The sequence below is a fragment of the Cellulosimicrobium sp. Marseille-Q4280 genome (genome assembly GCF_943181405.1).
In the GTDB taxonomy this organism is placed as follows: domain Bacteria; phylum Actinomycetota; class Actinomycetes; order Actinomycetales; family Cellulomonadaceae; genus Cellulosimicrobium.
The window spans coordinates 265182-289163 of sequence record NZ_CALPBY010000008.1; the positions used below are offsets into that span (position 1 = coordinate 265182).

General features: G+C 74.7%; 24 protein-coding genes. 19 read left to right on the forward strand and 5 right to left on the reverse strand.

Annotated features, from left to right (window positions below):
* The first annotated feature begins 51 nt into the window (after positions 1-51).
* Positions 52-609 carry a 50S ribosomal protein L17 gene (rplQ, locus tag NFS20_RS20085; RefSeq protein ID WP_251153552.1) on the forward strand — a complete coding sequence of 186 codons (558 nt, stop codon included), beginning with the start codon at positions 52-54 and terminating at the stop codon, positions 607-609.
* A gap of 145 nt (positions 610-754) precedes the next feature.
* A complete protein-coding gene (locus NFS20_RS20090) occupies positions 755-1564 on the forward strand; it encodes an alpha/beta fold hydrolase (RefSeq protein WP_251153553.1) in 810 nt (269 codons plus the stop codon).
* On the opposite strand, the gene NFS20_RS20095 is transcribed toward NFS20_RS20090, so the two are convergent.
* On the reverse strand, positions 1550-2308 hold the full coding sequence (locus tag NFS20_RS20095; RefSeq protein WP_251153554.1) for an ROK family protein: 759 nt from the start codon (positions 2306-2308) through the stop codon (positions 1550-1552). The genes NFS20_RS20090 and NFS20_RS20095 overlap by 15 nt on opposite strands.
* Positions 2309-2414: 106 nt before the next feature.
* Here NFS20_RS20095 and truA point away from each other — a divergent pair, with 106 nt between their 5' ends.
* Complete coding sequence (truA, locus tag NFS20_RS20100; RefSeq protein ID WP_251153555.1) at positions 2415-3341, forward strand: tRNA pseudouridine(38-40) synthase TruA; 927 nt, start codon at positions 2415-2417, stop codon at positions 3339-3341.
* 22 nt (positions 3342-3363) lie between these two features.
* On the opposite strand, the gene NFS20_RS20105 is transcribed toward truA, so the two are convergent.
* The gene (locus tag NFS20_RS20105) at positions 3364-3762 is read right to left on the reverse strand and encodes a DUF5709 domain-containing protein (protein WP_251153556.1); all 399 of its coding nucleotides are present in this window, start codon (positions 3760-3762) and stop codon (positions 3364-3366) included.
* A gap of 131 nt (positions 3763-3893) precedes the next feature.
* Here NFS20_RS20105 and NFS20_RS20110 point away from each other — a divergent pair, with 131 nt between their 5' ends.
* The 7 genes from NFS20_RS20110 (at position 3894) to NFS20_RS20140 (ending at position 11082) form a co-directional block, all read left to right on the forward strand.
* The gene (locus NFS20_RS20110) at positions 3894-5609 is read left to right on the forward strand and encodes an ATP-binding cassette domain-containing protein (RefSeq protein ID WP_251153557.1); all 1716 of its coding nucleotides are present in this window, start codon (positions 3894-3896) and stop codon (positions 5607-5609) included.
* A 111-nt stretch (positions 5610-5720) separates the two neighbouring features.
* Entirely contained in the window at positions 5721-6635 is a 915-nt protein-coding gene (gene trhO, locus NFS20_RS20115; protein ID WP_251153558.1) for an oxygen-dependent tRNA uridine(34) hydroxylase TrhO, read from the forward strand.
* A gap of 217 nt (positions 6636-6852) precedes the next feature.
* Entirely contained in the window at positions 6853-7296 is a 444-nt protein-coding gene (rplM, locus tag NFS20_RS20120) for a 50S ribosomal protein L13 (RefSeq protein ID WP_251153559.1), read from the forward strand.
* Between the two features lie 44 nt (positions 7297-7340).
* Positions 7341-7829, forward strand: a complete 489-nt coding sequence (gene rpsI, locus NFS20_RS20125) for a 30S ribosomal protein S9 (protein WP_251153560.1) — start codon at positions 7341-7343, stop codon at positions 7827-7829.
* A gap of 140 nt (positions 7830-7969) precedes the next feature.
* Entirely contained in the window at positions 7970-9328 is a 1359-nt protein-coding gene (gene glmM, locus NFS20_RS20130) for a phosphoglucosamine mutase (RefSeq protein ID WP_251153561.1), read from the forward strand.
* Positions 9329-9386: 58 nt separating this feature from the next.
* On the forward strand, positions 9387-9998 hold the full coding sequence (locus tag NFS20_RS20135) for a peptide deformylase (RefSeq protein WP_251153562.1): 612 nt from the start codon (positions 9387-9389) through the stop codon (positions 9996-9998).
* A gap of 274 nt (positions 9999-10272) precedes the next feature.
* Positions 10273-11082 carry a DedA family protein gene (locus NFS20_RS20140; RefSeq protein WP_251153563.1) on the forward strand — a complete coding sequence of 270 codons (810 nt, stop codon included), beginning with the start codon at positions 10273-10275 and terminating at the stop codon, positions 11080-11082.
* Positions 11083-11103: 21 nt separating this feature from the next.
* Here NFS20_RS20140 and coaA read toward each other — a convergent pair whose 3' ends face one another.
* Positions 11104-12090 carry a type I pantothenate kinase gene (coaA, locus tag NFS20_RS20145; RefSeq protein WP_251153564.1) on the reverse strand — a complete coding sequence of 329 codons (987 nt, stop codon included), beginning with the start codon at positions 12088-12090 and terminating at the stop codon, positions 11104-11106.
* A gap of 435 nt (positions 12091-12525) precedes the next feature.
* A complete protein-coding gene (locus NFS20_RS20150) occupies positions 12526-13398 on the reverse strand; it encodes a DUF72 domain-containing protein (protein ID WP_251153565.1) in 873 nt (290 codons plus the stop codon).
* A 120-nt stretch (positions 13399-13518) separates the two neighbouring features.
* Here NFS20_RS20150 and glmS point away from each other — a divergent pair, with 120 nt between their 5' ends.
* Together glmS and NFS20_RS20160 are read left to right on the forward strand one after the other, a co-directional pair.
* The gene (gene glmS, locus NFS20_RS20155; protein WP_251153566.1) at positions 13519-15396 is read left to right on the forward strand and encodes a glutamine--fructose-6-phosphate transaminase (isomerizing); all 1878 of its coding nucleotides are present in this window, start codon (positions 13519-13521) and stop codon (positions 15394-15396) included.
* A 139-nt stretch (positions 15397-15535) separates the two neighbouring features.
* Entirely contained in the window at positions 15536-15886 is a 351-nt protein-coding gene (locus NFS20_RS20160; RefSeq protein ID WP_251153567.1) for a holo-ACP synthase, read from the forward strand.
* An 86-nt stretch (positions 15887-15972) separates the two neighbouring features.
* Here the strand turns inward: NFS20_RS20160 and NFS20_RS20165 are convergent, their stop codons facing one another.
* Positions 15973-16992 carry an LLM class F420-dependent oxidoreductase gene (locus NFS20_RS20165; RefSeq protein ID WP_251153568.1) on the reverse strand — a complete coding sequence of 340 codons (1020 nt, stop codon included), beginning with the start codon at positions 16990-16992 and terminating at the stop codon, positions 15973-15975.
* A gap of 94 nt (positions 16993-17086) precedes the next feature.
* Between NFS20_RS20165 and NFS20_RS20170 the strand changes: the two genes are divergently transcribed.
* From NFS20_RS20170 to NFS20_RS20200, 7 genes are all read left to right on the forward strand, one after another.
* The gene (locus NFS20_RS20170; protein WP_251153569.1) at positions 17087-18814 is read left to right on the forward strand and encodes a bifunctional ADP-dependent NAD(P)H-hydrate dehydratase/NAD(P)H-hydrate epimerase; all 1728 of its coding nucleotides are present in this window, start codon (positions 17087-17089) and stop codon (positions 18812-18814) included.
* A gap of 138 nt (positions 18815-18952) precedes the next feature.
* Entirely contained in the window at positions 18953-19861 is a 909-nt protein-coding gene (locus NFS20_RS20175) for a pseudouridine synthase (RefSeq protein ID WP_251153570.1), read from the forward strand.
* A gap of 25 nt (positions 19862-19886) precedes the next feature.
* A complete protein-coding gene (alr, locus tag NFS20_RS20180) occupies positions 19887-21239 on the forward strand; it encodes an alanine racemase (RefSeq protein ID WP_251153571.1) in 1353 nt (450 codons plus the stop codon).
* Positions 21236-21853 (forward strand): tRNA (adenosine(37)-N6)-threonylcarbamoyltransferase complex ATPase subunit type 1 TsaE, encoded by a 618-nt coding sequence (gene tsaE / locus NFS20_RS20185; RefSeq protein WP_251153572.1) that lies wholly within the window; start codon positions 21236-21238, stop codon positions 21851-21853. Before alr ends, tsaE begins: the two co-directional genes overlap by 4 nt.
* 9 nt (positions 21854-21862) lie before the next feature.
* Positions 21863-22585: a tRNA (adenosine(37)-N6)-threonylcarbamoyltransferase complex dimerization subunit type 1 TsaB gene (gene tsaB / locus NFS20_RS20190; protein ID WP_251153573.1), complete on the forward strand. Its 723-nt coding sequence runs from the start codon at positions 21863-21865 to the stop codon at positions 22583-22585.
* Positions 22582-23124 carry a ribosomal protein S18-alanine N-acetyltransferase gene (gene rimI / locus NFS20_RS20195; protein ID WP_251153574.1) on the forward strand — a complete coding sequence of 181 codons (543 nt, stop codon included), beginning with the start codon at positions 22582-22584 and terminating at the stop codon, positions 23122-23124. Before tsaB ends, rimI begins: the two co-directional genes overlap by 4 nt.
* Entirely contained in the window at positions 23121-23981 is an 861-nt protein-coding gene (locus NFS20_RS20200) for a sulfurtransferase (RefSeq protein ID WP_251153575.1), read from the forward strand. Before rimI ends, NFS20_RS20200 begins: the two co-directional genes overlap by 4 nt.
* Position 23982: the final 1 nt, after the last annotated feature.

The following is a 23982-nucleotide window of genomic DNA, read 5'->3' on the forward strand; positions in this document are numbered from 1 at the left end:
CGCGCCCCGGGTCGCACCCGGGCCGCGATCACTTCCCAAGGAGCACATCCCATGCCTACCCCCACCAAGGGCCCGCGGCTCGGCGGTGGACCGGCTCACGAGCGTCTGATCCTCGCGAACCTGTCCACGGCGCTGTTCGAGCACGGCCGCATCACGACCACCGAGACCAAGGCGAAGCGTCTGCGTCCGCTGGCCGAGCGCCTCATCACCTTCGCCAAGCGCGGCGACCTGCACGCGCGTCGTCGCGTCTTGCGCGTCGTGCGCGACAAGTCCGTGGTGCACACGCTGTTCACCGAGATCGCGCCGCAGATGGCGGAGCGCAACGGTGGCTACACGCGCATCACGAAGGTCGGCACGCGCAAGGGCGACAACGCGCCCCTCGCGGTCATCGAGCTCGTGACCGAGCCCGTCAGCCCGAAGCAGGCCGTCGTCCGCGAGGCCGAGAAGGCCGCGGAGAAGGCCGGCAAGAAGAAGGCCGACAAGCCGGCGAAGAAGGCCGACGCCCCGGTCGAGGACGCGCCCGTCGAGGACGCTCCGGTCGCCGAGGACCAGGTCGAGGACGCTCCGGCTGAGAAGGCCGACAAGGCTGAGGAGACCAAGGAGGCCTGAGGCCACCTGTCGCTCCGTACGGAGGGCCCGGAACCGCACGGTTCCGGGCCCTCCGTCGTCCGCTGTGGCGCCGGTGGGATCCAGCCGCGGGCCGGGCCGAGCGGGATCTCGTGCGATGCCACCGTCCGGCACCTACGGTCGGGAGATGGACCCCGTCCGTGACGCCCCGCCCGTGCTCCTCGTGCACGGCTCGCGCACGTCGCGCACGATGTGGCGCGGCCAGCTCGCCGCGCTCGACCGCGCCGGCGTCCCGGCCCTCGCGGTCGACCTCCCCGGCCACGGCGCGCGGCGCGGCGAGCCGTTCACGCTCGACGGCGCGGTCGATGCCGTCGCGCAGGGTGTCGAGGACCTCGGCGGCCGGGCGCTCGTCGTCGGGCTGTCGCTCGGGGGGTACGTGGCGATCGAGGCGAGGGCGCGGCACCCCGGGCGCGTGCTGGGGCTCGTCGCAGCGAGCTGCTCGACCGTGCCGAGCACGAGGCTGCGCGCGGCGTGGCTCCTCGCCGCGGAGCGCATCGAGAGGCTGCCCGACGGCGGGGCGGCTCTCAACCAGGCGCTCGTGGACCGGTCGATGCCGGCGAACGCCGCGGCCGACCTCGCGGCGGGTGGCTTCGCCCTCGACGTGATGAGCGCGATCCTGCGCGAGGTGGGCACCGCCGACCCGCTCGCCGCCCTGGCGGCGACCGACTCCCCGGTGTGGCTGGTGAACGGGCGATGGGACCACTTCCGGACGGGCGAGCGGTCGTTCCTCGCGGCCGCGCGTCGCGGGGGAGCGCGGGCCCGCCTCGTCGTGGTCCCCGGGGCGCGCCACCTCGTGAGCCTCGACCGCCCCGTCGCCTTCTCGCGTCTCCTGCTCGAGGCGGTCGCCGACGTCGCGCGCGACCCGGCGCACGACACCCCCATCCGCCCCGCAGGGGCCGCCCACGACCGTTCCCTGACGGCCTCAGGCGGGCGGTAGGTCCCACGCCCGGGCGCCCCCGACGAGGGCCGCCGAGTTCGGGACCACCACGACGTCGTCGCCCAGCCGGTCCAGCACCGTGGGGGTGATCTGCCGGGAGTTCCCGCCGCCGAGGTAGAGCCGGTCCCACCAGAACACGGGCCGCAGCCCGTCCACGACGGCCAGCACCCGGCGAGACCAGAGCGCGTTGCCCAGGCGCCGGCGCTCCGGCTCGCCGACGTACTCGTCGTATGACGTCCCGCGCCGCACGGGCGCGCGCGACCACTCCAGGTGCGGCGCGAGCCGGCCGCCGTGGAACAGCGCCGACCCGAGGCCGGTCCCGAGCGTGAGGACGAGCTCGAGCCCCGACGCCGCGACGACGCCCGCCCCGTGCACCTCGGCGTCGTTGAGCACGAGCGCGGGCACGCCGAGCCGGCGCGCGACGGCCGCCTGCACGTCGAAGCTCGTCCACGCCTCGACGAGAGCCGGGTCGACGCGCGAGCGGGGCCCGCTGCGCGTGACGTAGTGCGGGGTGTGCACGACGACACCCCGCCGGATCATCCCCGGCATGCCGACGGTCGCGCGGTCCGCGTGCGGGAGCCTGCCCGCGATGTCCGCGACGGTCTCGACGAGCAGCTCCGGTGGGAGCGGGTACGGGGTCGGCACGCGGACCGCCGCCGCGTGGGCCGTGCCGGAGGAGTCCAGCACGTTCGCCTTGATCCCACCGCCGCCGCAGTCGACGGCGAGCGTCCTCAGGTCGGTCATGCGTCGCAGCGTAGGCGCGCGCAGCAGGGTGCGCACCGCACGACGGGGACCGCGCCGCGCGGTGCGGGACCACGCGTCCCGGGACCGGCGGCTACCGTGAACCCCTGTGAACGCCCTCCCGCCCGACGCGCCAGACGCGCCCGACGCGCCCCACGCGCCCGCCGTGCGCGTCCGGCTCGACCTCGCCTACCAGGGCACGCACTTCGCCGGGTGGGCGCGGCAGCCGGGTCTGCGCACCGTGCAGGGTGCCCTGGAGGACGCGTTCGCGACCCTCCTGCGCGGTGACGCGCCGCGCCTCACCGTCGCGGGCCGCACGGACGCGGGGGTGCACGCGCGCGGACAGGTCGCGCACGTGGACCTCACGACGGCGCAGTGGGAGTCGCTGCCAGGCCGGTCCGACCGTGCACCCGGGGAAGCGCTCGTCGCGCGCCTCGGCGGCGTGCTGCCGGGCGACGTCGTGGTACGTCGCGCGGCGCCCGCGCCCGACGGCTTCGACGCGCGGTTCTCCGCGCTGCACCGCGCGTACACGTACCGCGTCGCGGACGACCCGGCGCTGCGCGACCCGTTGCGCCGCGAGTGGACGCTGTGGAACCGGCGGCCCCTCGACGTCGCAGCGATGGACGCCGCCGTGCGGCCCTTGCTCGGCGTGCGGGACTTCGCCGCGTTCTGCAAGCCCCGTCCTGGCGCCACCACGATCCGCGAGCTGCAGCACCTGTCGTGGTCACGACCGACCGAGGGCCCGGACGCCGGGCTGGTCGTCGCCCACGTCCGGGCGGACGCGTTCTGCCACAACATGGTCCGCGCGCTCGTCGGCGCGTCGCTCGCCGTGGGGGAGGGGCGGCGCGACGTCGCGTGGCCCGCCGCGCTCCTGGCGAGCCGACGGCGGGACGGCGGGGCCGGCGTCGTGCCGTCTCACGGGCTCGTGCTCGAGGAGGTGACCTACCCGCCCGACGAGGAGCTCGCGGACCGGGCCGAGCGCATCCGTGCGGTCCGCAACGAGGAGGACGTGTGGGACGCCGCCGACGGGTCGTGACCGGTCGGCGGCGCCCCGCCGGTCACGGCTCCTCGACGATGTGCACCGCGGCCTCCTCCGCGCTCGCGCCGGCTCCGGAGATGCCCTCGTCGTCGGCGTAGGTGTCGTTCTGGCGGCCGTCCAGCGCGTCCGGGTCGGCGGTCAGCCTGCCGGCTCGGGACGTGTCGGGCCGGTCGAGCGGGTCGCCGTCCCACTCCTCCGGCTCCTCCTCGGACAGGCGCTGGTCGAGCGACTCGCCGTGCACCTCCTCCCACGCGGTCTCGCCGAAGTGATTGGTGCGCGGGCGGTCGGGCGGGGAGTACCCCTCGTCGAGCACGTCGTCGACGCCGCGGTCGAGCAGCGTGTCCTCGGCCTGGAGCTGGTCGTTGTCGCCCTCGGCCCCGGTCTCCGGGTCAGGGCTGGTGCCTGTGGTCTCGGTCATGCCCCCACCGTCGCACCTCGTGACGACCGTCGCAGCACGACGGCGCCCCGCCCCTTCGCGGACGTGGCGGCCGCGCGTCGTCAGGGCCAAAGGACGTGACCGCGGCGCGTGCCACGGGCGACCATGGCGGGGTGGGACACCTCGACATCAGCGACATCACCTATCACCTGCCCGACGGCCGGACGCTCCTGGACTCCGTGAGCCTGCGCGTCGCGGACGGCGCGAAGGTCGCCCTCGTGGGCCCGAACGGGGTGGGGAAGTCGACCCTGCTGCGGATCGTCACGGGCGACCTGGCTCCGCACGGAGGGACCGTCGTCCGCAGCGGCGGCCTCGGTGTGATGCGGCAGCAGGTCGCCCGCGAGGACGACGAGCGCACGGTGCGGGAGCTGCTCGTCGAGCTCGCCCCGACCGTGGTGCGCGAGGCCGCGCTCGAGCTCGCGGCCGCCGAGCTCGACATCATGACCGTCGACGACACCGCCGCGCAGATGCGCTACGCGCAGGCGCTCGCGGACTGGGCGGACGTCGGCGGGTACGACGCGGAGACGACGTGGGACCGGGTGACCGACGAGGTGCTGTCGATCCCCTTCGAGCGGGCGCAGTGGCGCGAGCTGCGGACGCTGTCGGGCGGGGAGCAGAAGCGGCTCGCGCTCACGGCGCTGCTGGGCGGCCCCGAGCAGGTCCTGCTGCTCGACGAGCCGGACAACGCGCTCGACGTCCCGACCAAGCGCTGGCTCGAGGACCGGCTCACCGAGTCGCCGAAGGCCGTGCTCTACGTGTCGCACGACCGCGAGCTGCTCGCCCGCACGGCGACGCAGGTCGCGACGCTCGAGCCGACGCCCGGCGGCGGCACGGTCTGGGTCCACGGCGGCGGGTTCACCACCTACGCGCAGGCGCGCGAGGACCGTCGCGAGCGGCTCGCCGAGCTCGCGCGCCGCTGGGACGAGGAGCACCGCAAGCTCGTCGACCTCGTCCAGACGCTCAAGACGAAGGCGGCGTTCAACGACGGGCTCGCGAGCCGCTACCAGGCGGCGCGCACGCGGCTGCGGAAGTTCGAGGAGGCCGGTCCGCCCGAGGTCCTCGCGCGCGAGCAGCGCGTCAGCGTGCGTCTCCGGGGCGGGCGCACGGCCAAGCGCGCCGTGACGTGCCACGCCCTCGAGCTCACCGGGCTCGTGCAGCCGTTCGACCTCGAGGTGTTCTTCGGCGAGCGCGTGGCGGTGCTCGGGTCGAACGGCTCGGGCAAGTCGCACCTCCTCCGCCTCCTCGCCGCGGGCGGGAGCGACCCGGAGCCCGGCCTCGTGCCCGACGCCGCGCCGTCCGGGCTCCCCGGTGCACCCGGCGACGCGGTCGCCCCGGCGCCCGTCGCCCACACCGGGCGGGCCGTCCTGGGGTCGCGGGTGCGACCGGGGTGGTTCGCCCAGAACCACGACCATCCCGGACTGCGCGGGCGCACGCTGCTGGAGATCCTGCACCGCGGCGAGGGCAACCGGGCGGGGAGGGGACGCGAGGACGCGAGCCGCGCGCTCGACCGGTACGAGCTCGTCGCCCAGGCGGAGCAGCGCTTCGAGACGCTGTCGGGCGGCCAGCAGGCGCGGTTCCAGATCCTGCTCCTCGAGCTCGACGGCGCGACGCTCCTGCTGCTCGACGAGCCGACGGACAACCTCGACCTGCACTCGGCGGAGGCGCTGGAGGCCGGTCTCGCGGCGTTCGAGGGCACGGTGCTCGCCGTGACGCACGACCGCTGGTTCGCCCGCGGGTTCGACCGGTTCCTCGTCCTCGGGGGCGACGGCCGGGTCGTCGAGACGCCCGAGCCGGTGTGGGACGTCGAGCGGGTGGACCGCGTCCGCTGACCAGGCCCGCTGACAGGGCCCTGCGAGCTGGTGCACGCGGGCGGACGCGGGCGGTCATGGGTGGACACGGCACGGTCCGGGAGGCACCGCGAGATCCCTATCCTGGAGAGCATGGCCGTCCACAAGATCGTGCTCTTCTATGCCTTCGCGCCGCTCGCGGACCCGCGCGCCGTGCAGCTCTGGCAGCTGGCGCTCGGCGAGCGCTGGCACCTGACGGGCCGCGTGATCGTCTCCGAGCACGGCATCAACGCGACGCTCGGCGGGACGGTGGAGGACCTCAAGCAGTACGTGAAGACGACGCGCCGCTACTCCGGCTTCGAACGGATCGACGTCAAGTGGTCCGACGGCACCGGACGCGACTTCCCCCGGCTCTCGGTCAAGGTGCGGCCCGAGCTCGTCGCGTTCGGGGCCGCCGACGAGCTGAAGGTGGACGAGCACGGCGTGGTCGGCGGCGGCGAGCGGCTCAGCCCGCAGGCCCTGCACGACCTCGTCGACGCGCGCGGCGACGAGGTCGTGATGCTCGACGGGCGCAACGCCTTCGAGGCCGCGATCGGGCGGTTCCGTGGCGCGGTGGTCCCCGACGTGGAGACGACGCGAGAGTTCGTCGCCGAGATCGACTCGGGTCGCTACGACGACCTCAAGCAGCGGCCCGTCGTCACGTACTGCACCGGCGGCGTGCGGTGCGAGGTGCTGTCGGCGCTCCTGCGCTCGCGCGGTTTCGAGGAGGTGTACCAGCTCGACGGCGGCGTGGTGCGCTACGGCGAGGTGTTCGGGTCCCGGGGACTGTGGGACGGGTCGCTCTACGTGTTCGACGAGCGCATGCATGTCGAGCTCGGCCCGGGGTCGACCCCGCTGGGGGAGTGCACCGTGTGCGGCGCCGCGACGGCGAGGTACGAGAACTGCGCGGACCCCGGCTGCCGGACGCTGCGGCTGTTCTGCGACGGCTGCGTCGGGGCCGCGCGGTCCGGCCGCTGCGAGGTGTGCGTCGCGGAGCGGCCGACCGCCACCGCGGCCGCCCGTGGCTGAGGACGCCGCCGTCCGGCCGCTTTGACCACGACCCGTCCACGCAGGTACTCTGGTGAGTCGTTGTGCTCTTCTCACGACACCCGTGTCGCTAGCGCGCCCACTCGCTGCCGGCCAAGGAGCGGGTGTCGACCGAGCCCGCCGCGCAACGACAACGCCCTCTCGGCCGCCCAGCTTCAGCGACCGAAGAAGACACCTGACAGAAACGAAGGCTACGACCGTGCGTACGTACACCCCGAAGCCCGGCGACATCCAGCGCAACTGGTACGTCATCGACGCGACCGACGTCGTCCTGGGCCGCCTGGCCACCCACGTGGCCACCCTGCTGCGCGGCAAGCACAAGCCGACCTTCGCTCCGCACGTCGACGGCGGTGACTTCGTCATCGTCATCAACGCCGGCAAGGTCGCCCTCAGCGGCAACAAGCGCGAGCAGAAGATGGCCTACAACCACTCGGGCTACCCGGGTGGTCTCCGTGCCACCGCCTACGGCGACCTGCTCGACAAGCACCCCGAGCGTGCCGTCGAGAAGGCCGTGCGCGGCATGGTGCCGAAGACGAGCCTCGGCCGCGCCCAGCTCGGCAAGCTGAAGGTCTACGCGGGTGCCGAGCACCCGCACGCCGCTCAGCAGCCCCAGCCGTTCGAGATCACCCAGGTCGCGCAGTAATCGCCGCCCAGGCGTAGCCGACAGAGAGACGCGAGGACACACCCGTGGCCGAGACCACCGTCGAGACCGACACGCTGGGTGACGAGACCCCCAGCACCTACACCTCTGAGTCCGCAGCCCCCACGGGCCGCGGCCAGAGCATCACCGCCCCCGGGCAGGCCCTGGGCCGTCGCAAGGAGGCGGTCGCTCGCGTCCGCCTCGTGCCGGGCACGGGCCAGTGGAAGGTCAACGGGCGCACGCTCGAGGACTACTTCCCGAACAAGGTCCACCAGCAGCTCGTCAACTCCCCGCTGAAGCTGGTCGACGTCGAGGGCCGCTTCGACATCGTCGCCCGCATCTCGGGTGGCGGCACCTCCGGCCAGGCCGGTGCGCTGCGCCTCGGCATCGCGCGGGCGCTCAACGCGATCGACGCGGAGAACAACCGCCCGGCGCTGAAGAAGGCCGGCTTCCTCACTCGCGACGCGCGCGTCGTCGAGCGCAAGAAGGCCGGGCTCAAGAAGGCCCGCAAGGCCCCGCAGTACTCCAAGCGCTGATCCGCGCCGTGTGATCGTCGGCCCCGGTGGACTCGTCCGCCGGGGCCGACGGCTTTTGTCAGGACTGTTGACGATGCCCGGCGCGGGCGAGGTAGGGCGACGGCGCGGTCGACGCGCGGACGCCGTGAGAGAAGGACTTCATGGGACGACTGTTCGGGACCGACGGCGTGCGAGGCCTCGCCAACGGCAACGTGACGGCCGAGCTCGCGCTCGACCTCGGCGTCGCCGCGGCGCGCGTGCTCGCGGACGGACCGGAGGGCCACCGTCCGCGCGCGGTCGTCGGACGCGACACGCGGGTGTCCGGAGAGTTCCTCGGGGCGGCGCTCGCCGCGGGGCTCGCGAGCGCGGGGGTCGACGTGCGCGACGTCGGTGTACTGCCGACCCCCGGCGTCGCCTACCTCGCGAGCGCGATGGACGTCGACTTCGGCGTCGTCATCTCCGCGTCGCACAACCCCATGCAGGACAACGGGATCAAGTTCCTCGCGCGCGGCGGCGTGAAGCTCGACGACGCGGTCGAGGACGCGATCGAGTCGCTCATCGGCCAGGAGTGGTCGCGCCCCACGCACGGCGACGTCGGCCGGCTGTCCCGTGACGCAGGCCGCGCCGGCAGCGCGTACGTCGAGCACCTCATGGCGAGCATCGGCGCCGACGAGGACGCCAAGCCGCTCGCCGGCCTGCGGATCGCCGTGGACTGCGCCAACGGCGCGGCGAGCGACGTCGGTCCGGCGGCGCTGCGCGCGGCCGGTGCGGACGTCGTCGTCATCAACGCGAGCCCCGACGGTCACAACATCAACGCCGCGTGCGGCTCCAACCACCCGGAGCAGCTCCAGGCCGTGGTCGTCGCGTCGGAGGCCGACTTCGGTGTCGCGTTCGACGGCGACGCGGACCGCTGCATCGCGGTCGACCACGGCGGTGCCGTCGTCGACGGCGACCAGATCATGGGGGTGCTCGCGCTCGCGCTCAAGGCCGAGGGCGCCCTGCCGGACGACACGCTCGTCGTCACGGTGATGAGCAACCTCGGTCTCCTCCTCGCGATGCGCGACGCCGGGATCCGTACGGTGCAGACCGGCGTCGGCGACCGGTACGTCCTCGAGGAGATGCGCGCGCACGGCTACGGCCTCGGCGGCGAGCAGTCCGGGCACATCATCATGTCGCGGTACGCGACGACGGGCGACGGCGTCCTCACCGCGCTGCAGCTCGCGGCGCGCGTCAAGGCGACCGGTCAGAAGCTCGCGGACCTGGCCGGAGTGGTCCAGCGGCTGCCGCAGACGCTCGTCAACGTCCCCGGGGTCGACAGGTCGCGCGCGGCGAGCGACGAGGCTCTGCTCGCCGCGGTCGCCGACGCCGAGGCCACGCTCGGGGAGACCGGGCGTGTCCTGCTGCGCCCGTCGGGCACGGAGCCCCTCGTGCGCGTGATGGTGGAGGCCGCGACGCAGCAGCAGGCGGACGCCGTCGCCGGCGGGCTCGCCGACGTCGTCCGCGAGCGACTGGCGCTGTGAGGCGGCGGACGGCCGTGAGCCGGCAGGGTGCAGGGGCGACTGCGGACGAAGGGGTGCGATGAGCGTGCGGTACGGGGTCGACGAGGCGCTGCGGGCGCACGTGCTCGGCCTGCTCGACACCTTCGACGACGGGCTCCTGCCCATCGTGCAGGCCGGTCACCCGGTGCTGCGCACGCCCGCCGTCCCGTACGCGGGTCAGCTCGGCGACGCGCTCCCGGCGCTCCTCGACGCGATGCGGGCGACCATGCACGCCGCCCCCGGCGTCGGGCTCGCCGCCCCGCAGATCGGGCTGGGTCTCGCGCTCGCGGTCGTCGAGGACCCGGGCTCGCCCGACCCGGACGACGAGCGCGAGCGCCCTGCGCTGCCCTTCCGCGTCCTCGTGAACCCCCGCTACGAGGCGGTGGGCGAGGACGCGCGGACGTTCGTCGAGGGGTGCCTGTCGGTGCACGGATGGCAGGCGGAACGCACCCGTGCGCGGTCCGTGCGGCTGACCGGCGAGGACGAGACCGGTACGCCGGTCGACGAGGTCCTCACCGGATGGCCCGCGCGGATCGTCCAGCACGAGACGGACCACCTGCGCGGCGAGCTGTATCTCGACGGTGCCGACCTGCGGACGCTCTCGTCCACGCTCGCGGCGGCACGCCTGCCCCAGGCCCGCGCGGACGCCTGAACCGGACCCGGTCGCGCTCACCCGGTCGTGGTCCCCCCGACGTACCCGTACCCCGGCCGATCTCCCTCGACAGGATGACGACGGCGCGTCACCCGCGCGGAAGACTCGTGGTCACCGCCGCGACCGGCGGGAGTCCTCAGGGTTCTCTCGGGGGAATTCCTGATGGACGACGACGGGACGCTCCGTAGGCTGGACGTGGCACCGGACGCCACTTCCGGTGCCACCACAGCCGCCGCCAGCCTGGCCTCCCCGCCAGCCGACGAACGAGGACCCCGTGACCGAGGCCGTGTCGACCTTCCTGGAGAATCTGGAAGCCTGGATTCTCGCTCTCGCGGCGTCCGGGTGGATCTACCCCGCACTGCTCGGCTTCGCCACCATCGACGGCTTCTTCCCGCCGATCCCCAGCGAGTCGGTCGTCATCACCCTCGCCGTCTCGGCGCACGCGACCGGCTCGCCGAACCTGCTGCTCGTCCTCGTCATCGCCGCGGTCGGCGCGTGGACGGGCGACCAGATCGCCTTCTCGCTGGGCCGTGCCATCGGCACCGAGCGCATCGCCTTCCTCCGGACGGCGCGCGGTCGCAAGGCGGTCGCCTGGGCGGAGCGCGCGCTCGCGCACCGAGGTGCGTCGTTCATCCTCGCCGCGCGCTACATCCCGATCGGTCGCGTCGCGGTCAACATGACCGCGGGCGCCGTGGGCTACCCGCGTCGCCGGTTCATGGCCTTCTCCGCGATCGCGGCCGTGACCTGGGCGCTGTACTCCGTCCTCATCGGCCTCGTCGCCGCGCAGTGGCTCGGCCACGAGCCGCTGCTCGCGATGGTCGTCGGCGTCGTCATCGGGATCGCCGCCGGGTTCGTGATCGACCGGATCCTCATGGTCCGCTCCCGGCGGCGCGGCGTGATCCCCGTGGCCCTCATGGACGCGGCGCCGACGACGGACGCTGCCACGGCGCCGTCGGGCACCGCCGTGGCGAGCACCCCGGGGGACGTCGGGGCGACGTCGGGCTCCGGCGTGGCGAGCGCCCCGGGAGAGACCGATGCGGCGTCGGGCACGACGGCCGGCGGTGCCGGGAGCCTGCCGCGCTGACGCCGTGGGCGTGCGCACGTGTCACAGCTTGCGCAGGCGCACCCGCTGGACCGAGTGGTCCGATCCCTTCGTGAGCACGAGCGTCGCCCGACCGCGCGTCGGCAGGATGTTCTGCTCGAGGTTGGGCGCGTTGATCGAGTCCCAGATCGACCGCGCCCGCTCCACGGCCTGCTCGTCCGTGAGGTCCGCGTAGCGGCGGAAGTACGACTCCGGGCGCGCGAACGCGGTGCGGCGCAGCGTGAGGAACCGGTCGACGTACCACTGGCGCACGTTGCGCGTCCGGGCGTCGACGTAGATCGAGAAGTCGAAGAAGTCCGAGACGGCGACGGTCGACTCGTCGTGCGCGCTCGGCCGTGCCGGCTGCAGGACGTTGAGCCCCTCGACCACGAGCACGTCCGGCTTGCGGACGACCGCCTCGGCGCCGGGCACGATGTCATAGGTGAGGTGGTCGTAGACCGGCGCCCGGACCTCGTCGTGCCCCGCCTTGACCTTGGAGAGGAAGCGGATGAGCGCCCGCCGGTCGTAGGACTCGGGGAAGCCCTTGCGGTCCATGAGGCCCCGGCGCTGCAGCTCCGCGTTCGGGTACAGGAACCCGTCGGTCGTGATGAGCTCGACCCGCGGCGTCTCGGGCCAGCGCGCCAGCATCTCGCGCAGGACGCGCGCCGTCGTGGACTTGCCGACGGCCACGGACCCCGCGACGCCGATGACGTACGGCGTCGACCCCGTGTCCTCGCGCAGGAATGTCGACGTCGCCTCGTGCAGCCCCGCCGTCGCGGTGACGTAGAGATTGAGCAGGCGCGAGAGCGGCCGGTACACCGCGTCGACCTCCGCGAGGTCGATCGGGTCGCCGAGGCCACGCAGGCGCGTCACGTCGGCGTCGGTCAGCGGGAGCGGCGTGGACTCCGAGAGGCGGCTCCACGCCGCGCGGTCGAGGTCGACGTACGGCGACGACGGACTGGCGATCAGGCGGGTCAGGGCGTCGGTCGACTCGGGCGCGGGGGAGGACACCGTCCGATTCTGCCGGATTCCCGGTGGTGCGCGTGCCCTGAAGCCTCGGTCGAGTCGGTCGGGTCGGTCGGGGCTGGGTCGCGCGCCGTCGCCTGCGCGGACGGCGTGCTCGGGCTGCCGCGCCGTCGCCCTGGTCTGTCCGGTCCGGATTCAGGAGCGCGGCTCTGACGCCCTTCGCACGTCGTCCGCTCCGGCGGCGGCCCGCTCGTCGTCCGGGTCCCGCCCGCACGTCGTGCGCTCCGGCGCCGACCTGCTCGTCGTCCGGGTCCCGCCCGCACGTCGTGCGTTCCGGCGCCGACCTGCTCGTCGTCCGGGTCCCGGCCCGCACGTCGTGCGTTCCGGCGACGGTCGCTCGTCGTCCGGGTCCCGTCCCCACGTCGTGCGCTCCGGCGACGGTCGCTCGTCGTCCTGGTCGCGCGGTGCGGTGTGGTGCTCTCAGTGGGGACGACGGCGGGGTGGCAGCTCGACGGGGGCGCCCGGGCCCGGGAGGGCGAGGTCGGGGACCCGGTCCATCAGGGCGCGGGCGTCGGCGGGGGCGTGGGCGTGGACGTCGTTGTCGAAGTACAGCTCGACGTCGTGGCCGTCGGCGTGCCAGCGGCGGAGGCGCTCGGCCCAGGAGTCGAGCACGTGCGGTCGGTAGGCGCTCGTGTAGAGCTCGGTGTCGCCGTGGAGGCGCACGTAGACGAGCGGGGCGGTCACCGCCTGGATCAGGGGCCAGCGCCCGGCGCCGTCGGAGATCGCGAGGGCGATGCCGTGCTCGCGCAGGAGGTCGAGGGCCGCCGGGTCGGCGAAGGACGCGTGCCGGGGCTCGAGCGCGTGGACGAGCGGCCGGTCGACCTCGGTCGTCGTCCACGGGTCGCCGCGGAGGCGGTCGTCGTGGTCCTGCGCGAGGCGGGCGGCGTCGGACGTGGTGCGGGGGAGCTGGTCGAGGAACGACTCGAGCGTCGGACGGTCGAAGGTGGTGCGTTCCGGCAGCTGCCACAGCACGGGCCCGAGACGGTCCCCGAGGGCGAGGACGCCGCTCGCGAAGAAGTTGGCGAGCGGCGTCCGGACGTCGCGCAGGCGCTTCATGTGGGTGATGAACCTGCCGCCCTTGACCGCGAACGTGAAGCCGGGCGGCGTCTGCTCGCGCCAGGCCGTGAACGACGACGGTCGCTGGAGCGAGTAGAACGTGCCGTTGAGCTCGACGGACGGGAACGCGGACGCCACGTGCTCGAGCTCGCGGCGCTGCGGAAGGCCGGGCGGGTAGAACCGGCCGCGCCAGTCCGCGTACCGCCATCCGGACAGGCCGATGCGGACGGAGGGCATGGGGTCACTGTGCACCGCGCCGGCGTGGCTCGCCGTCCGGAATTACGCAGGACGGCTCACGAAGAACGGCGAGATCGCGGCGCTCCGAGGGAGCACCGGCCGTCGTTAGACTCGTGCACCATGTGCGGAATCGTGGGTTACGTGGGCCCTGGAACCATGGTGGGAGAGGCGTCGGGGCGACCCCTCGACGTCGCCCTCGAAGGACTCGGCCGGCTCGAGTACCGCGGGTACGACTCCGCGGGGGTGGCGCTCGTCGGTCCGGGGATCGACGCGGTCGCGTTCGCGAAGAAGTCGGGCAAGCTGGCGAACCTGGTCGCCGAGCTCGGCGAGCACCCGCTGCCGGCGTCGACGGCCTCGATCGGGCACACCCGGTGGGCGACCCACGGCGGTCCGACCGACACCAACGCGCACCCGCACCTGGCGGACGGCGACCGGCTCGCCGTGATCCACAACGGGATCGTCGAGAACTTCGCGATCCTCAAGGCGGAGCTCGTCGCCGAGGGCGTGACGTTCCGGTCGGAGACCGACACCGAGGTCGCGGCGCAGCTGCTCGCCCGTGCCTATCGCGCGACGAAGGACCTGACGACCGCGATGGGTCAGGTCGCCCGTCGGCTCGAGGGCACCTTCACGCTGCTCGCCGTGCACGCGGACGTCCCCGACACCGTGGTGGGCGCGCGGCACGACTCCCCGCTCGTCGTCGGGATCGGCGAGGGCGAGAACTTCCTCGGCTCGGACGTCGCGGCGTTCATCTCGCACACCAAGGAGGCGCTCGAGCTCGGGCAGGACCAGATCGTCACGATCACGCCGACCTCGGTCGAGGTGACGGACTTCGACGGGAACCCGGCCGAGGCGAAGCGCTTCACGGTCGACTGGGACGCCGCCGCCGCCGAGAAGGGCGGTTTCTCGTCCTTCATGGACAAGGAGATCCACGACCAGCCGCACGCCGTCGGCGACACGCTGCTCGGCCGGACCGACCCGTCCGGGAAGCTCGTGCTCGACGACCTGCGCATCGACGAGGCGGTGCTGCGCTCGGTCGACAAGATCATCGTCGTCGCGTGCGGCACGGCCGCGTACTCCGGTCACGTCGCCAAGTACGCGATCGAGCACTGGTGCCGCATCCCCGTCGAGGTCGAGCTCGCGCACGAGTTCCGCTACCGCGACCCGATCGTCGACGAGAAGACGCTCGTCGTCGCCGTGACGCAGTCGGGCGAGACCATGGACACCCTCATGGCCGTGCGCCACGCGCGCGAGCAGGGCGCCAAGGTCATCTCGATCGTCAACACGCACGGGTCGACGATCCCGCGCGAGTCCGACGCCGTGCTGTACACGCACGCAGGACCCGAGATCGCGGTCGCGTCGACCAAGGCGTTCCTGTCGCAGATCACCGCGGCGTACCTCCTCGGGCTCTACCTCGCGCAGCTCCGCGGCAACAAGTTCCCCGACGAGATCTCCGCGATCCTCGACGACCTGCGCGACATGCCGCGCAAGATCCAGACCGTCATCGAGCGTGGCGAGTACGTGCGCGCCACGGCCCGGTCGATGAAGGACGCGTCGTCGGTCCTGTTCCTCGGTCGGCACGTCGGGTTCCCGGTGGCGCTCGAGGGCGCGCTCAAGCTCAAGGAGCTCGCGTACATCCATGCCGAGGGTTTCGCGGCCGGCGAGCTCAAGCACGGACCGATCGCGCTCATCGACGAGGGCCAGCCGGTGTTCGTCATCGTGCCGTCGCCGCGCGGCCGCGAGGGCCTGCACTCGAAGGTCATCTCCAACATCCAGGAGATCCGGGCGCGCGGTGCGCGCACGCTCGTCATCGCGGAGGACGGCGACGACGCGGTGCGTCCGTACGCCGACGAGATCTTCTGGATCCCGGAGTCGCCCACCCTGCTGTCCCCGTTGCTCGCGGTCGTCCCGCTGCAGATCTTCGCCATGGCGCTCGCCACGGCGAAGGGGCTCGACGTCGACCAGCCGCGCAACCTCGCGAAGTCGGTCACGGTCGAGTAGCCAGGACGTCGCTGACCAGGTGACCGTGGCCCGTCCGGTCGACCGGACGGGCCACGCGCGCACGGTCGGCGGGCGGGGGGACGGCCGGCGGGAGCGGGGACCGCATGGTCGGTGCCAGGTCGCGCCGTAGGGTGAGCGCATGATCATCGGGGTGGGGATCGACGTCGTCGACGTCGCGCGGTTCATGGAGTCGATCGAGCGGACCCCGCGGCTCCGGGACAAGCTCTTCACGCCGGCCGAGCGCGACCTCCCGCCGTCGTCGCTCGCGGCGCGGTTCGCCGCGAAGGAGGCGATCGCGAAGGCGCTCGGCGCCCCGGGCGGCATGCAGTGGCACGACGCGACCGTGCACCGCGTCGTCGGCGGCCCCCCGGAGGTGGAGATCACCGGGACGGTCGCGGCCCGCGCCGAGGAGCTCGGCATCCGGACGTTCCACCTGTCCATCTCGCACGACGCCGGCATCGCCTCGGCGATGGTCGTGGCCGAGGGCTGACGCCTCCGGCGCGCCCCGCCGACCAGGCGGTGGCGATCCGTCCGCGCGTCGGACGGGCCGCCGTCGCCCGGTGGCGGGGGACGGGGTCAGTCCTGCAGCGCCGGGATGACCTCGCGCTCGAAGAGCTCGATGCCGCTGCGGTCGTAGGCCGCCTCCGCGAAGTACGTGATGGCGTACGACAGGCCGAGCCCGCGCAGCTCCGTGAGCTTCTCGACGATCTGCTCCGGCGTCCCGACGAGCGGTCCGCGGCGCGCCTTCTCGGCCTCCTCCGGGGCGCGCTCGGGCAGCGTCAGCGCGTAGTGCTCCTCGATCCACGCGATGCGGTCGTCGACCTCGGCCTCCGTCGCGCCGACGACCACGTTGTAGTTCGCGCTGCGCGTGATCTCCTCGAACGGCCGGCCGATCGCCTCGCAGTGCCCGCGCAGCACCTCCGACTTGTGCGCGAAACCCGCGGGCGAGCCGTCGAAGTTCGTGTACTGCGCGTGTTCCGCCGCGATGCGCAGCGTCTTCCTCTCCCCGCCGCCCGCGATCCACAGCGGCGGACCGTCGACCTGCAGCGGCAGCGGGGCGAGGCGAGCGCCGTCGACCTGGAAGTGCGTGCCGTCGAGCGTCGCGACGCCGTTCGTCCACAGCTGCTTGAAGATCTGCACGCCCTCGTCGAGGGCGGCGAGGCGCTCGCCCGCGCGCGGGAAGCCGTAGCCGTAGGCGCGCCACTCGTGCTCGTACCAGCCGGCGCCGATGCCCATCTCGACGCGTCCGCCGCTCACGACGTCGACCGTCGCCGCGACCTTCGCGAGGTAGGCCGGGTTGCGGTAGGCCATGCACGTGCACATCTGGCCGAGGCGCACGCGCTCGGTCGACGCCGCGAACGCCGCCATGAGCGTCCACGCCTCGTGGGTCGCCTCGTCCGTCGGTTCGGGGACGGTGTGGAAGTGGTCGTACACCCAGACCGACTCCCAGGCGTGCGCCGCACCGGGCAGGCCGTCGCCCGCGAGCGCGGTGTCGGCGTGGCGCGCGAGGGACCGCATGGTCTCCCACTGGTCCGCGGGGTCGATGCCGACGAGGTCGAGCCGCCAGCCCTGGGGGATGAAGAGTCCGAAGCGCATGACCGTCACCCTAGGGGCTGCCGTGCGCGCTCGCGCCCGGCCTCGCTCCTGTCCCACGGGGCGGACGCGGCGGGACATGGGCAGGATGAGCGGCATGATCGAAGCCTGGTCCGTCGACGACGTCCGTGCCGCCGAGCAGCCGCTCCTCGAGGCCGGCGTCCCGCTCATGGAGCGCGCCGCGTTCGCGCTCGCCACCGTCGTCGCGCGCGACGTCGCCCGCGCGAGGTCCGTCGTCGGGCCCGACGGCGGTCGGCGCGACGGGCGCGTGACGGGCGCCCGGGTGGTGCTGCTCGTCGGGTCGGGCAACAACGGCGGCGACACGCTCTTCGCGGGCGCGCACCTCGCGCGCCGTGGCGCGCTCGTGACCGCCGTGCTCACGAGCGAGCGGGTGCACCGTGAGGGCCTGGCTGCTCTGCGCCGCGCCGGCGGGACTGCGCGCGACGTGCCCGGCCGGGTACCCGGCGACGTGCTCGGACCGGTGGTCGACGAGGTGCTGCGCGCCGACGCGGTGCTCGACGGCCTCGTCGGCATCGGCGCGACGGGCGCACTGCGCGGGGTCGCGGGCGAGCTCGTGGGCCGGCTCTCGGACGCGCTCGCCGCGGCGCCTCGACGCCCGCGGGTCGTGGCCGTGGATGCGCCGAGCGGCATCGGGGTCGACGACGGGACCGTCCCGGGACCGGTGCTGCGCGCCGACCGCACGGTGACCTTCGGCGCCGCGAAGCCGGGTCTCCTGCTCCCGCCCGCGACGCTCGAGGTCGGCCACGGCGCGGTCGTGGACCTCGGCCTCACGCTCGGCGCGTCGGCCGGTCCCACCGCCTCCGGCACAGCGGCCGGTCCCCGGGGTGTGCCCACCGTTCGGCGCCTGGAGCCCGCGGACGTGGCGGCGCTGTGGCCCGTCCCCGGCCCGACGGACCACAAGTACACGCGCGGTGTGCTCGGCGTCGTCGCGGGTACCCCGACCTATCCCGGCGCGGCCGTGCTCGTCTCGACGGCCGCGGTCCGCACCGGTCCCGGCATGGTCCGCTACGCCGGGCCGGACGACGTCACGCGTGCCGTGCTCGCCGCGCGCCCCGAGGTCGTCCCCGGCGAGGGCCGCGTCCAGGCGTGGTCGCTCGGTCCCGGAGTCCCGGCAGCGCCGGGGCCGGGAGACGACCCGGTGGACGACGGCGGACAGCACGACCGCATCCGGCGCGCCCTCGCGGCCGCGACCGGTCAGGACGCCGAACCGTCCGCGGACGAGCAGCCGGGGAACGCGTCGCCCACGGACGAGCGGCCGGACGCAGGTCCGGGGGGTCGTCGGCCGGGTGATGCCCCGAGGCCGCGCGTGGCCGCCGTCGTCGACGCGGGCGCCCTGTCCCTGCTGCCCGGGCGGTGCCCTGCGTCCGTCGTGCTCACGCCCCACGCGGGCGAGCTCGCGACGCTCCTGTCGGCCCGTGGGCAGGACGTCGCCCGGGCCGACGTCGACGCCGAGCCGTGGCGGTGGGCGCGCCGTGCCCACGAGCTCACGGGCGCGACGGTGCTGCTCAAGGGGTCGGCGACGGTCGTCGTCGGACCGGGCGTGACGTACTCCCAGGCGGACGCGCCGTCATGGCTCGCGACCGCGGGCGCGGGCGACGTCCTCTCGGGGATCCTCGGCGTCCTGCTCGCGGCGCACCTCGACCGGGTCCTCGCCGAACCGGCGCTCGCGGCCGAGCTCGCCGCCGCTGCCGCGCTCGTGCACGGGCTCGCCGCCGAGAGGGCCAACCCCGGCGGACCCGTCGCGGCGCTCGACGTCGCGGACCAGGTGCCCCACGTCGTCGCGGAGCTCCTCGCCGCGCGCTGAGGCGCTCACCGCTGTCGAACCCGTGCTCTGCACGGTTAGGCGAGCGCCGTCGTCGACGGCCGTCTGTCATCCGCCGCTCGTCGTCCGTCGTCCTGGCGACGTGCCGAGGGCGTCACGACGCGCCGGTACCGTGGACGGGTGGTTCCCCTCCCCGTGCGTGACGGTCTCAACCCGACGCGCCTCGTCCTGCCGCACGACGCCGCGAGCGTCGCGCGCTGGACGCGCACGCTCGACTACGTGCGGCACCGTTTTCCCGACGACGCCGCGCGCCTCGCCGAGAAGGTCGCGGCGGGCGAGGTCGTGGACGGGGGCGGTCGGCCGGTCGACGACCGCACGCCGTACGCGCCGCGCGGGTTCGTGTTCCTCTACCGCGACCCGCCCGTCGAGCCCGACGTGCCGTTCGAGATCCGCGTGCTCCACCGTGACCGGGACCTGCTGGTCGTCGACAAGCCGCACTTCCTCGCGACGATCCCGCGCGGTGCCCACGTCGAGCGCTCGGTCCTCGTGCGCCTGCGGCGCGACCTCGACCTGCCGGAGCTCAGCCCGGCGCACCGACTCGACCGCGTCACGGCCGGTGTCCTGCTCCTCACGATCCGCCCGCAGGTCCGCGGCGCGTACCAGGAGCTCTTCGCGCGGCGCGAGGTCCGCAAGACCTACGAGGCGGTGGCTCCGTCCGACCCGTCGCTCGACCTCCCGGCCACGGTCCGCAGCCGGATCGTCAAGCACCGTGGTGTGATGCGCGCCGAGGAGGTGCCGGGCGAGCCGAACGCCGAGAGCCGTGTCGACCTCCTGGAGACCGACGCGGCTCGCGGGCTCGCGCGCTACCGGCTCGAGCCGCACAGCGGCAAGACGCACCAGCTGCGCCTGCACATGAACCGCCTCGGCGTGCCGATCCTGCACGACAACTTCTACCCCGAGCAGTACGACGTCGCGCCCGACGACTACTCGCGGCCGCTGCAGCTCGTGTCGCGCTCGCTCGAGCTCGTCGACCCCCTGGACGGCCGTCCGCGTCGGTTCGAGACCGACCGGGTGCTCGACGCCTGGTGAGCGACGGGTGAGAGAATCGTCGACCGTGAGCGACACCCAGCGCACGACCGTCGCCGGTGGACCGGCGGGAGGCCCCGGCGGACCGGACGCACGCGCCTACCCGGCGCGCGCCGTCGTCGACCTCGCCGCGGTCCGTGACAACGTCCGCGCCCTCGCGGGCTACGCGCCGGGGGCGCAGGTCATGGCCGTGGTCAAGGCCGACGCGTACGGCCACGGGCTCGTGCCGAGCGCGCTCGCGGCGCTCGCGGGCGGCGCGACATGGCTCGGGACCGCCCAGCCGAGCGAGGCGCTCGCGCTGCGTGCGGCGGGCGTCGGCCCCGACCGCGCGCGGCTGCTCACGTGGCTCTACCCGCCCGGCGCGCCGCTGCGCGAGCTGCTCGACGCGGACGTCGACGTGTCCGTCGCGGCGCTGTGGGCCCTCGACGAGGTCGTCGCCGCGGCGCGCGCCTCGGGGCGCACGGCCCGCGTGCACGTCAAGGTCGACACGGGCCTGGGGCGCAACGGGATCATGCCTCCCGACCTGCCCGCGGTGCTCGACGCGGCGGCCCGTGCGTCGGCCGAAGGCCTCGTGCGCGTCGTCGGGGTCTGGTCCCACCTCGCGTTCGCGGACGAGCCGGGGCACCCGAGCGTCGTCGCGCAGGCCGAGGTCCTCGACGACGCCGTGCGCCTCGCCGAGGCGTCGGGCGCGGAGCTCGAGGTGCGCCACCTCGCGAACTCGGCCGCGAACCTCACCGCGCCGCGCACCCACTACGACCTCGTGCGCCCCGGGCTCGCGGTCTTCGGGATGTCGCCCGTGCCGCAGCTCGGGCCGCCCCAGGACTTCGGCCTGCGGCCCGCCATGACGCTCGAGGCGCGGCTCGCCACGGTCAAGCGCGTGGGGCCAGGGCAGGGCGTCTCGTACGCGCACGCCTACACGACGGAGCGCGAGACGGTGCTCGGCGTCGTGCCGCTGGGGTACGGGGACGGGATCCCGCGGCACGCCTCGGGTGGATCCTCGGGCCCGACGGCGGCGACCGGCACGTCGGCACCCGGCGGCCCGCTGCTCGTCGGTACAGGAGCGACGGAGCGGGTGCTGCGCGTGCGCGGCCGCGTGTGCATGGACCAGGTGATGCTCGACCTGGGCCCCGGTGCGACCGAGCGGGCGGGTGACGTCGTCACGCTGTTCGGCGCGGGCGCCGGCCTCGAGCGCGGGGGAGCGCCCACCGCGGAGGACTGGGCGCAGGCCGCGGGCACCATCAGCTACGAGATCACGACCCGGCTCGGCGCACGCGTCCCGCGGGTGCACGTGGGCCTGGACGTGCTCGACGACGCGGCGCGAGCCCTGCTGGCCCCACCGACGACCGACCCGCCCGCTCCCGAGAGGACCCCGGCACCGTGACCGAGCCCACCGCCGACCCGACCGACCCCGTCGAGGGACCGGCCCTCCACCTCGTCCTGCCCGACGCCGAGACCACGCGCGCGTTCGGCGCCGCGCTCGCGGGCCTCCTGCGCGCGGGCGACCTCGTCGTCCTCACGGGCGATCTCGGCGCGGGGAAGACCACGCTCACGCAGGGCATCGGCGCGGGGCTCGGGGTGCGCGGGCAGGTCGCGTCGCCGACGTTCATCGTCGCGCGCGAGCACCCGTCGCTCACGGACGGTCCGGCGCTCGTGCACGTGGACGCGTACCGCCTGGGCTCGCTCGACGAGGTGGACGCGCTCGACCTCGACTCGAGCCTCGACGAGTCGGTGACCGTCGTGGAGTGGGGCAGCGGGCTGGTCGAGTCCCTCGCGGGAGACCGGCTCGAGATCGTCCTCGAGAGGCCGCGCGGCGGGGTGGGCACGGACGACGCGCCCGAGGCCGGCGCGCGGCGCGTCGTCCTGCGGGCCGTGGGTCCGCGCTGGTCCGACCTCGACGTCGCCGCGCTCGCCCGGGCCGCCGGGGTCGGCGCCGGGACGGGGTCGCCGGAACCGTCGGGCCGCGGCGACGCCGCCACGCCGCCCGCGCAGCCGTAGGCTGGTTCCGTGGCTGTTCTCGCGCTCGACACCTCCGCGTCCGTGACCGTCGCCGTCGTCGGGGACGACGGCGCCCGCCTGGCCCGGCGCGAGGCGCCCGAGCGCCGTCGGCACGCGGAGGCGCTCGCCCCGCTCGTCGACGAGGCGCTCGCGGAGGCCGGTGTCGACCGGTCGGAGCTCACCGCGGTCGCGGTGGGTACCGGCCCGGCGCCGTTCACGGGGCTGCGTGTCGGCCTCGTCACGGCGCGCGCGATCGGCTTCGCGCTCGGCGTCCCGGTGCTCGGCGTGCCGAGCCTCGACGCGCTCGCGACCCAGGCCGTGAGCGACCTCGGCCTCGCGCCCGACGACGAGGTGCTCGTCGCGACGGACGCCCGCCGCCGCGAGGTGTACTGGGCGCGGTACCGCGTCGTCGCGCACGAGGGTCCGCACGCCGTGCCCGTCGTCGAGACGGTGGCCGGACCCGACGTCGGGCCGGCCGCGACGGTCGCCGAGCACGCCGCGGGCGCGGTCGTCGTCGGGGAGGGCGCGTCGCTGTACGCCGACGTGCTCGACCTCGCCGAGGACGCCCCGCTCGTCCCCGACGCCGCGGTGCTCGCCCGGCTCGCGATGGCCCGGCGCGACGCCGGCGCGGAGCAGCCCACCGAGCCGCTGTACCTGCGGCGCCCGGACGTCCAGGAGCCGGCGGGCGCGAAGCGCGTGAGCGACGGCACGGCCACGGCGGAGCCCCGGTGAGCGCGCGCCGGTACGAGATCCGCCTGCGCCCGCTGCGCGCGGCGGACCTCGACCGCGTGGTCGAGCTCGAGCGCGAGCTCTTCGGCCGTGGCGCCTGGACGTACGGCATGCTCGCCGACGAGCTCGCGGGGCTGGGGCGCTGGTACGTCGCGGCCGAGCCCGTGCGCCTCTACGCGGCGGGACCGCAGCCGGTCGTCGGCTACGCGGGCCTGTGGTTCGACGGCGACGTCACGCAGATCATGACCATCGGCGTCGACCCGGCGTTCCAGCAGCAGGGCGTCGGCTCGACGCTCCTCGACGCCCTCGTCGCGCGCTCGCGCGAGCTGCGCGCGAGCGCGGTCTTGCTCGAGGTGCGCGTCGACAACGACGCGGCGCTGGCGATGTACGCCAAGCACGGCTTCGAGCAGCTCGGCATCCGCAAGCGGTACTACCAGCCCGAGGACGTCGACGCGTACACGATGCGGCTCGAGCTGACGCCGCTGCGCGACGACGACCCCGACTACGGCACGGCGTCGGACGCGGGGAGCGTCCTCGCGTGACGCCCCGGGAGCGCGTCCTCGTCGACGCGCGGGCGCTCGCGGCGGCGCTCGCCACCGACGACGGCCCTGTCGTCCTGGACGTCCGCTGGGCGCTCGGCGTCACCGACGGGCGCGAGCGGTACCTCGCAGGACACGTGCCCGGCGCGGTCTACGCGGACCTCGAGGCGGAGCTCGCGGCGCCGCCGTCGCCCACCGCCGGGCGCAACCCCCTGCCGGACCCGCAGGACCTGCAGGACGCAGCCCGTCGGTGGGGCGTGCGCGGCGACCGCGGGGTCGTCGTCTACGACACCGTCGGCGGCACGTCGGCGGCGCGCGCGTGGTGGCTGCTGCGCTGGGCGGGCCACGACGACGTGCGGATCCTCGACGGCGGCCTCCCCGCGTGGGAGCGTGCCGGCCTACCGGTCGAGGAGGGTGCGGTGCGCGCCGAGCCGGGCGACGTCGTCGTCACCCCGGGCGCGCTGCCGGTCCTCGACGCCGACGGCGCGGCCGGCCTCGCGGCGTCGGGCGTGCTGCTCGACGCCCGGGCGGAGGAGCGGTACCGCGGCGAGGTCGAGCCCGTGGACCCGCGCGCGGGCCACGTCCCGGGCGCGACGAGCGCGCCGACGACCGCGAACCTCGCCGACGACGGGACGTTCCTCGCCGACGCGGCGCTGCGCGAGAGGTTCGCTGCGCTCGGGGTCACGGCCGGGCCGGCCGCGGACGTCCCGGTCGGCGTCTACTGCGGCTCCGGCGTCACCGCGGCGCACGAGGTCGCCGCGCTCGCGACGCTCGGGATCGACGCGGCGCTCTACGCCGGGTCGTGGTCGCAGTGGTCGAACGACCCGGCCCGGCCTGTCGAGACCGGGCCGGGCGTGTAGG

Bases quoted from the DNA above. Each gene is read 5' to 3' on its own strand.
- rplQ (WP_251153552.1), top strand. From the start codon at position 52: ATGCCTACCCCCACCAAGGGCCCGCGGCTCGGCGGTGGACCGGCTCAC.
- NFS20_RS20090 (WP_251153553.1), top strand. From the start codon at position 755: ATGGACCCCGTCCGTGACGCCCCGCCCGTGCTCCTCGTGCACGGCTCG.
- NFS20_RS20095 (WP_251153554.1), bottom strand. From the start codon at position 2,308: ATGACCGACCTGAGGACGCTCGCCGTCGACTGCGGCGGCGGTGGGATC.
- NFS20_RS20105 (WP_251153556.1), bottom strand. From the start codon at position 3,762: ATGACCGAGACCACAGGCACCAGCCCTGACCCGGAGACCGGGGCCGAG.
- trhO (WP_251153558.1), top strand. From the start codon at position 5,721: ATGGCCGTCCACAAGATCGTGCTCTTCTATGCCTTCGCGCCGCTCGCG.
- glmM (WP_251153561.1), top strand. From the start codon at position 7,970: ATGGGACGACTGTTCGGGACCGACGGCGTGCGAGGCCTCGCCAACGGC.
- NFS20_RS20135 (WP_251153562.1), top strand. From the start codon at position 9,387: ATGAGCGTGCGGTACGGGGTCGACGAGGCGCTGCGGGCGCACGTGCTC.
- NFS20_RS20150 (WP_251153565.1), bottom strand. From the start codon at position 13,398: ATGCCCTCCGTCCGCATCGGCCTGTCCGGATGGCGGTACGCGGACTGG.
- glmS (WP_251153566.1), top strand. From the start codon at position 13,519: ATGTGCGGAATCGTGGGTTACGTGGGCCCTGGAACCATGGTGGGAGAG.
- NFS20_RS20160 (WP_251153567.1), top strand. From the start codon at position 15,536: ATGATCATCGGGGTGGGGATCGACGTCGTCGACGTCGCGCGGTTCATG.
- NFS20_RS20165 (WP_251153568.1), bottom strand. From the start codon at position 16,992: ATGCGCTTCGGACTCTTCATCCCCCAGGGCTGGCGGCTCGACCTCGTC.
- NFS20_RS20170 (WP_251153569.1), top strand. From the start codon at position 17,087: ATGATCGAAGCCTGGTCCGTCGACGACGTCCGTGCCGCCGAGCAGCCG.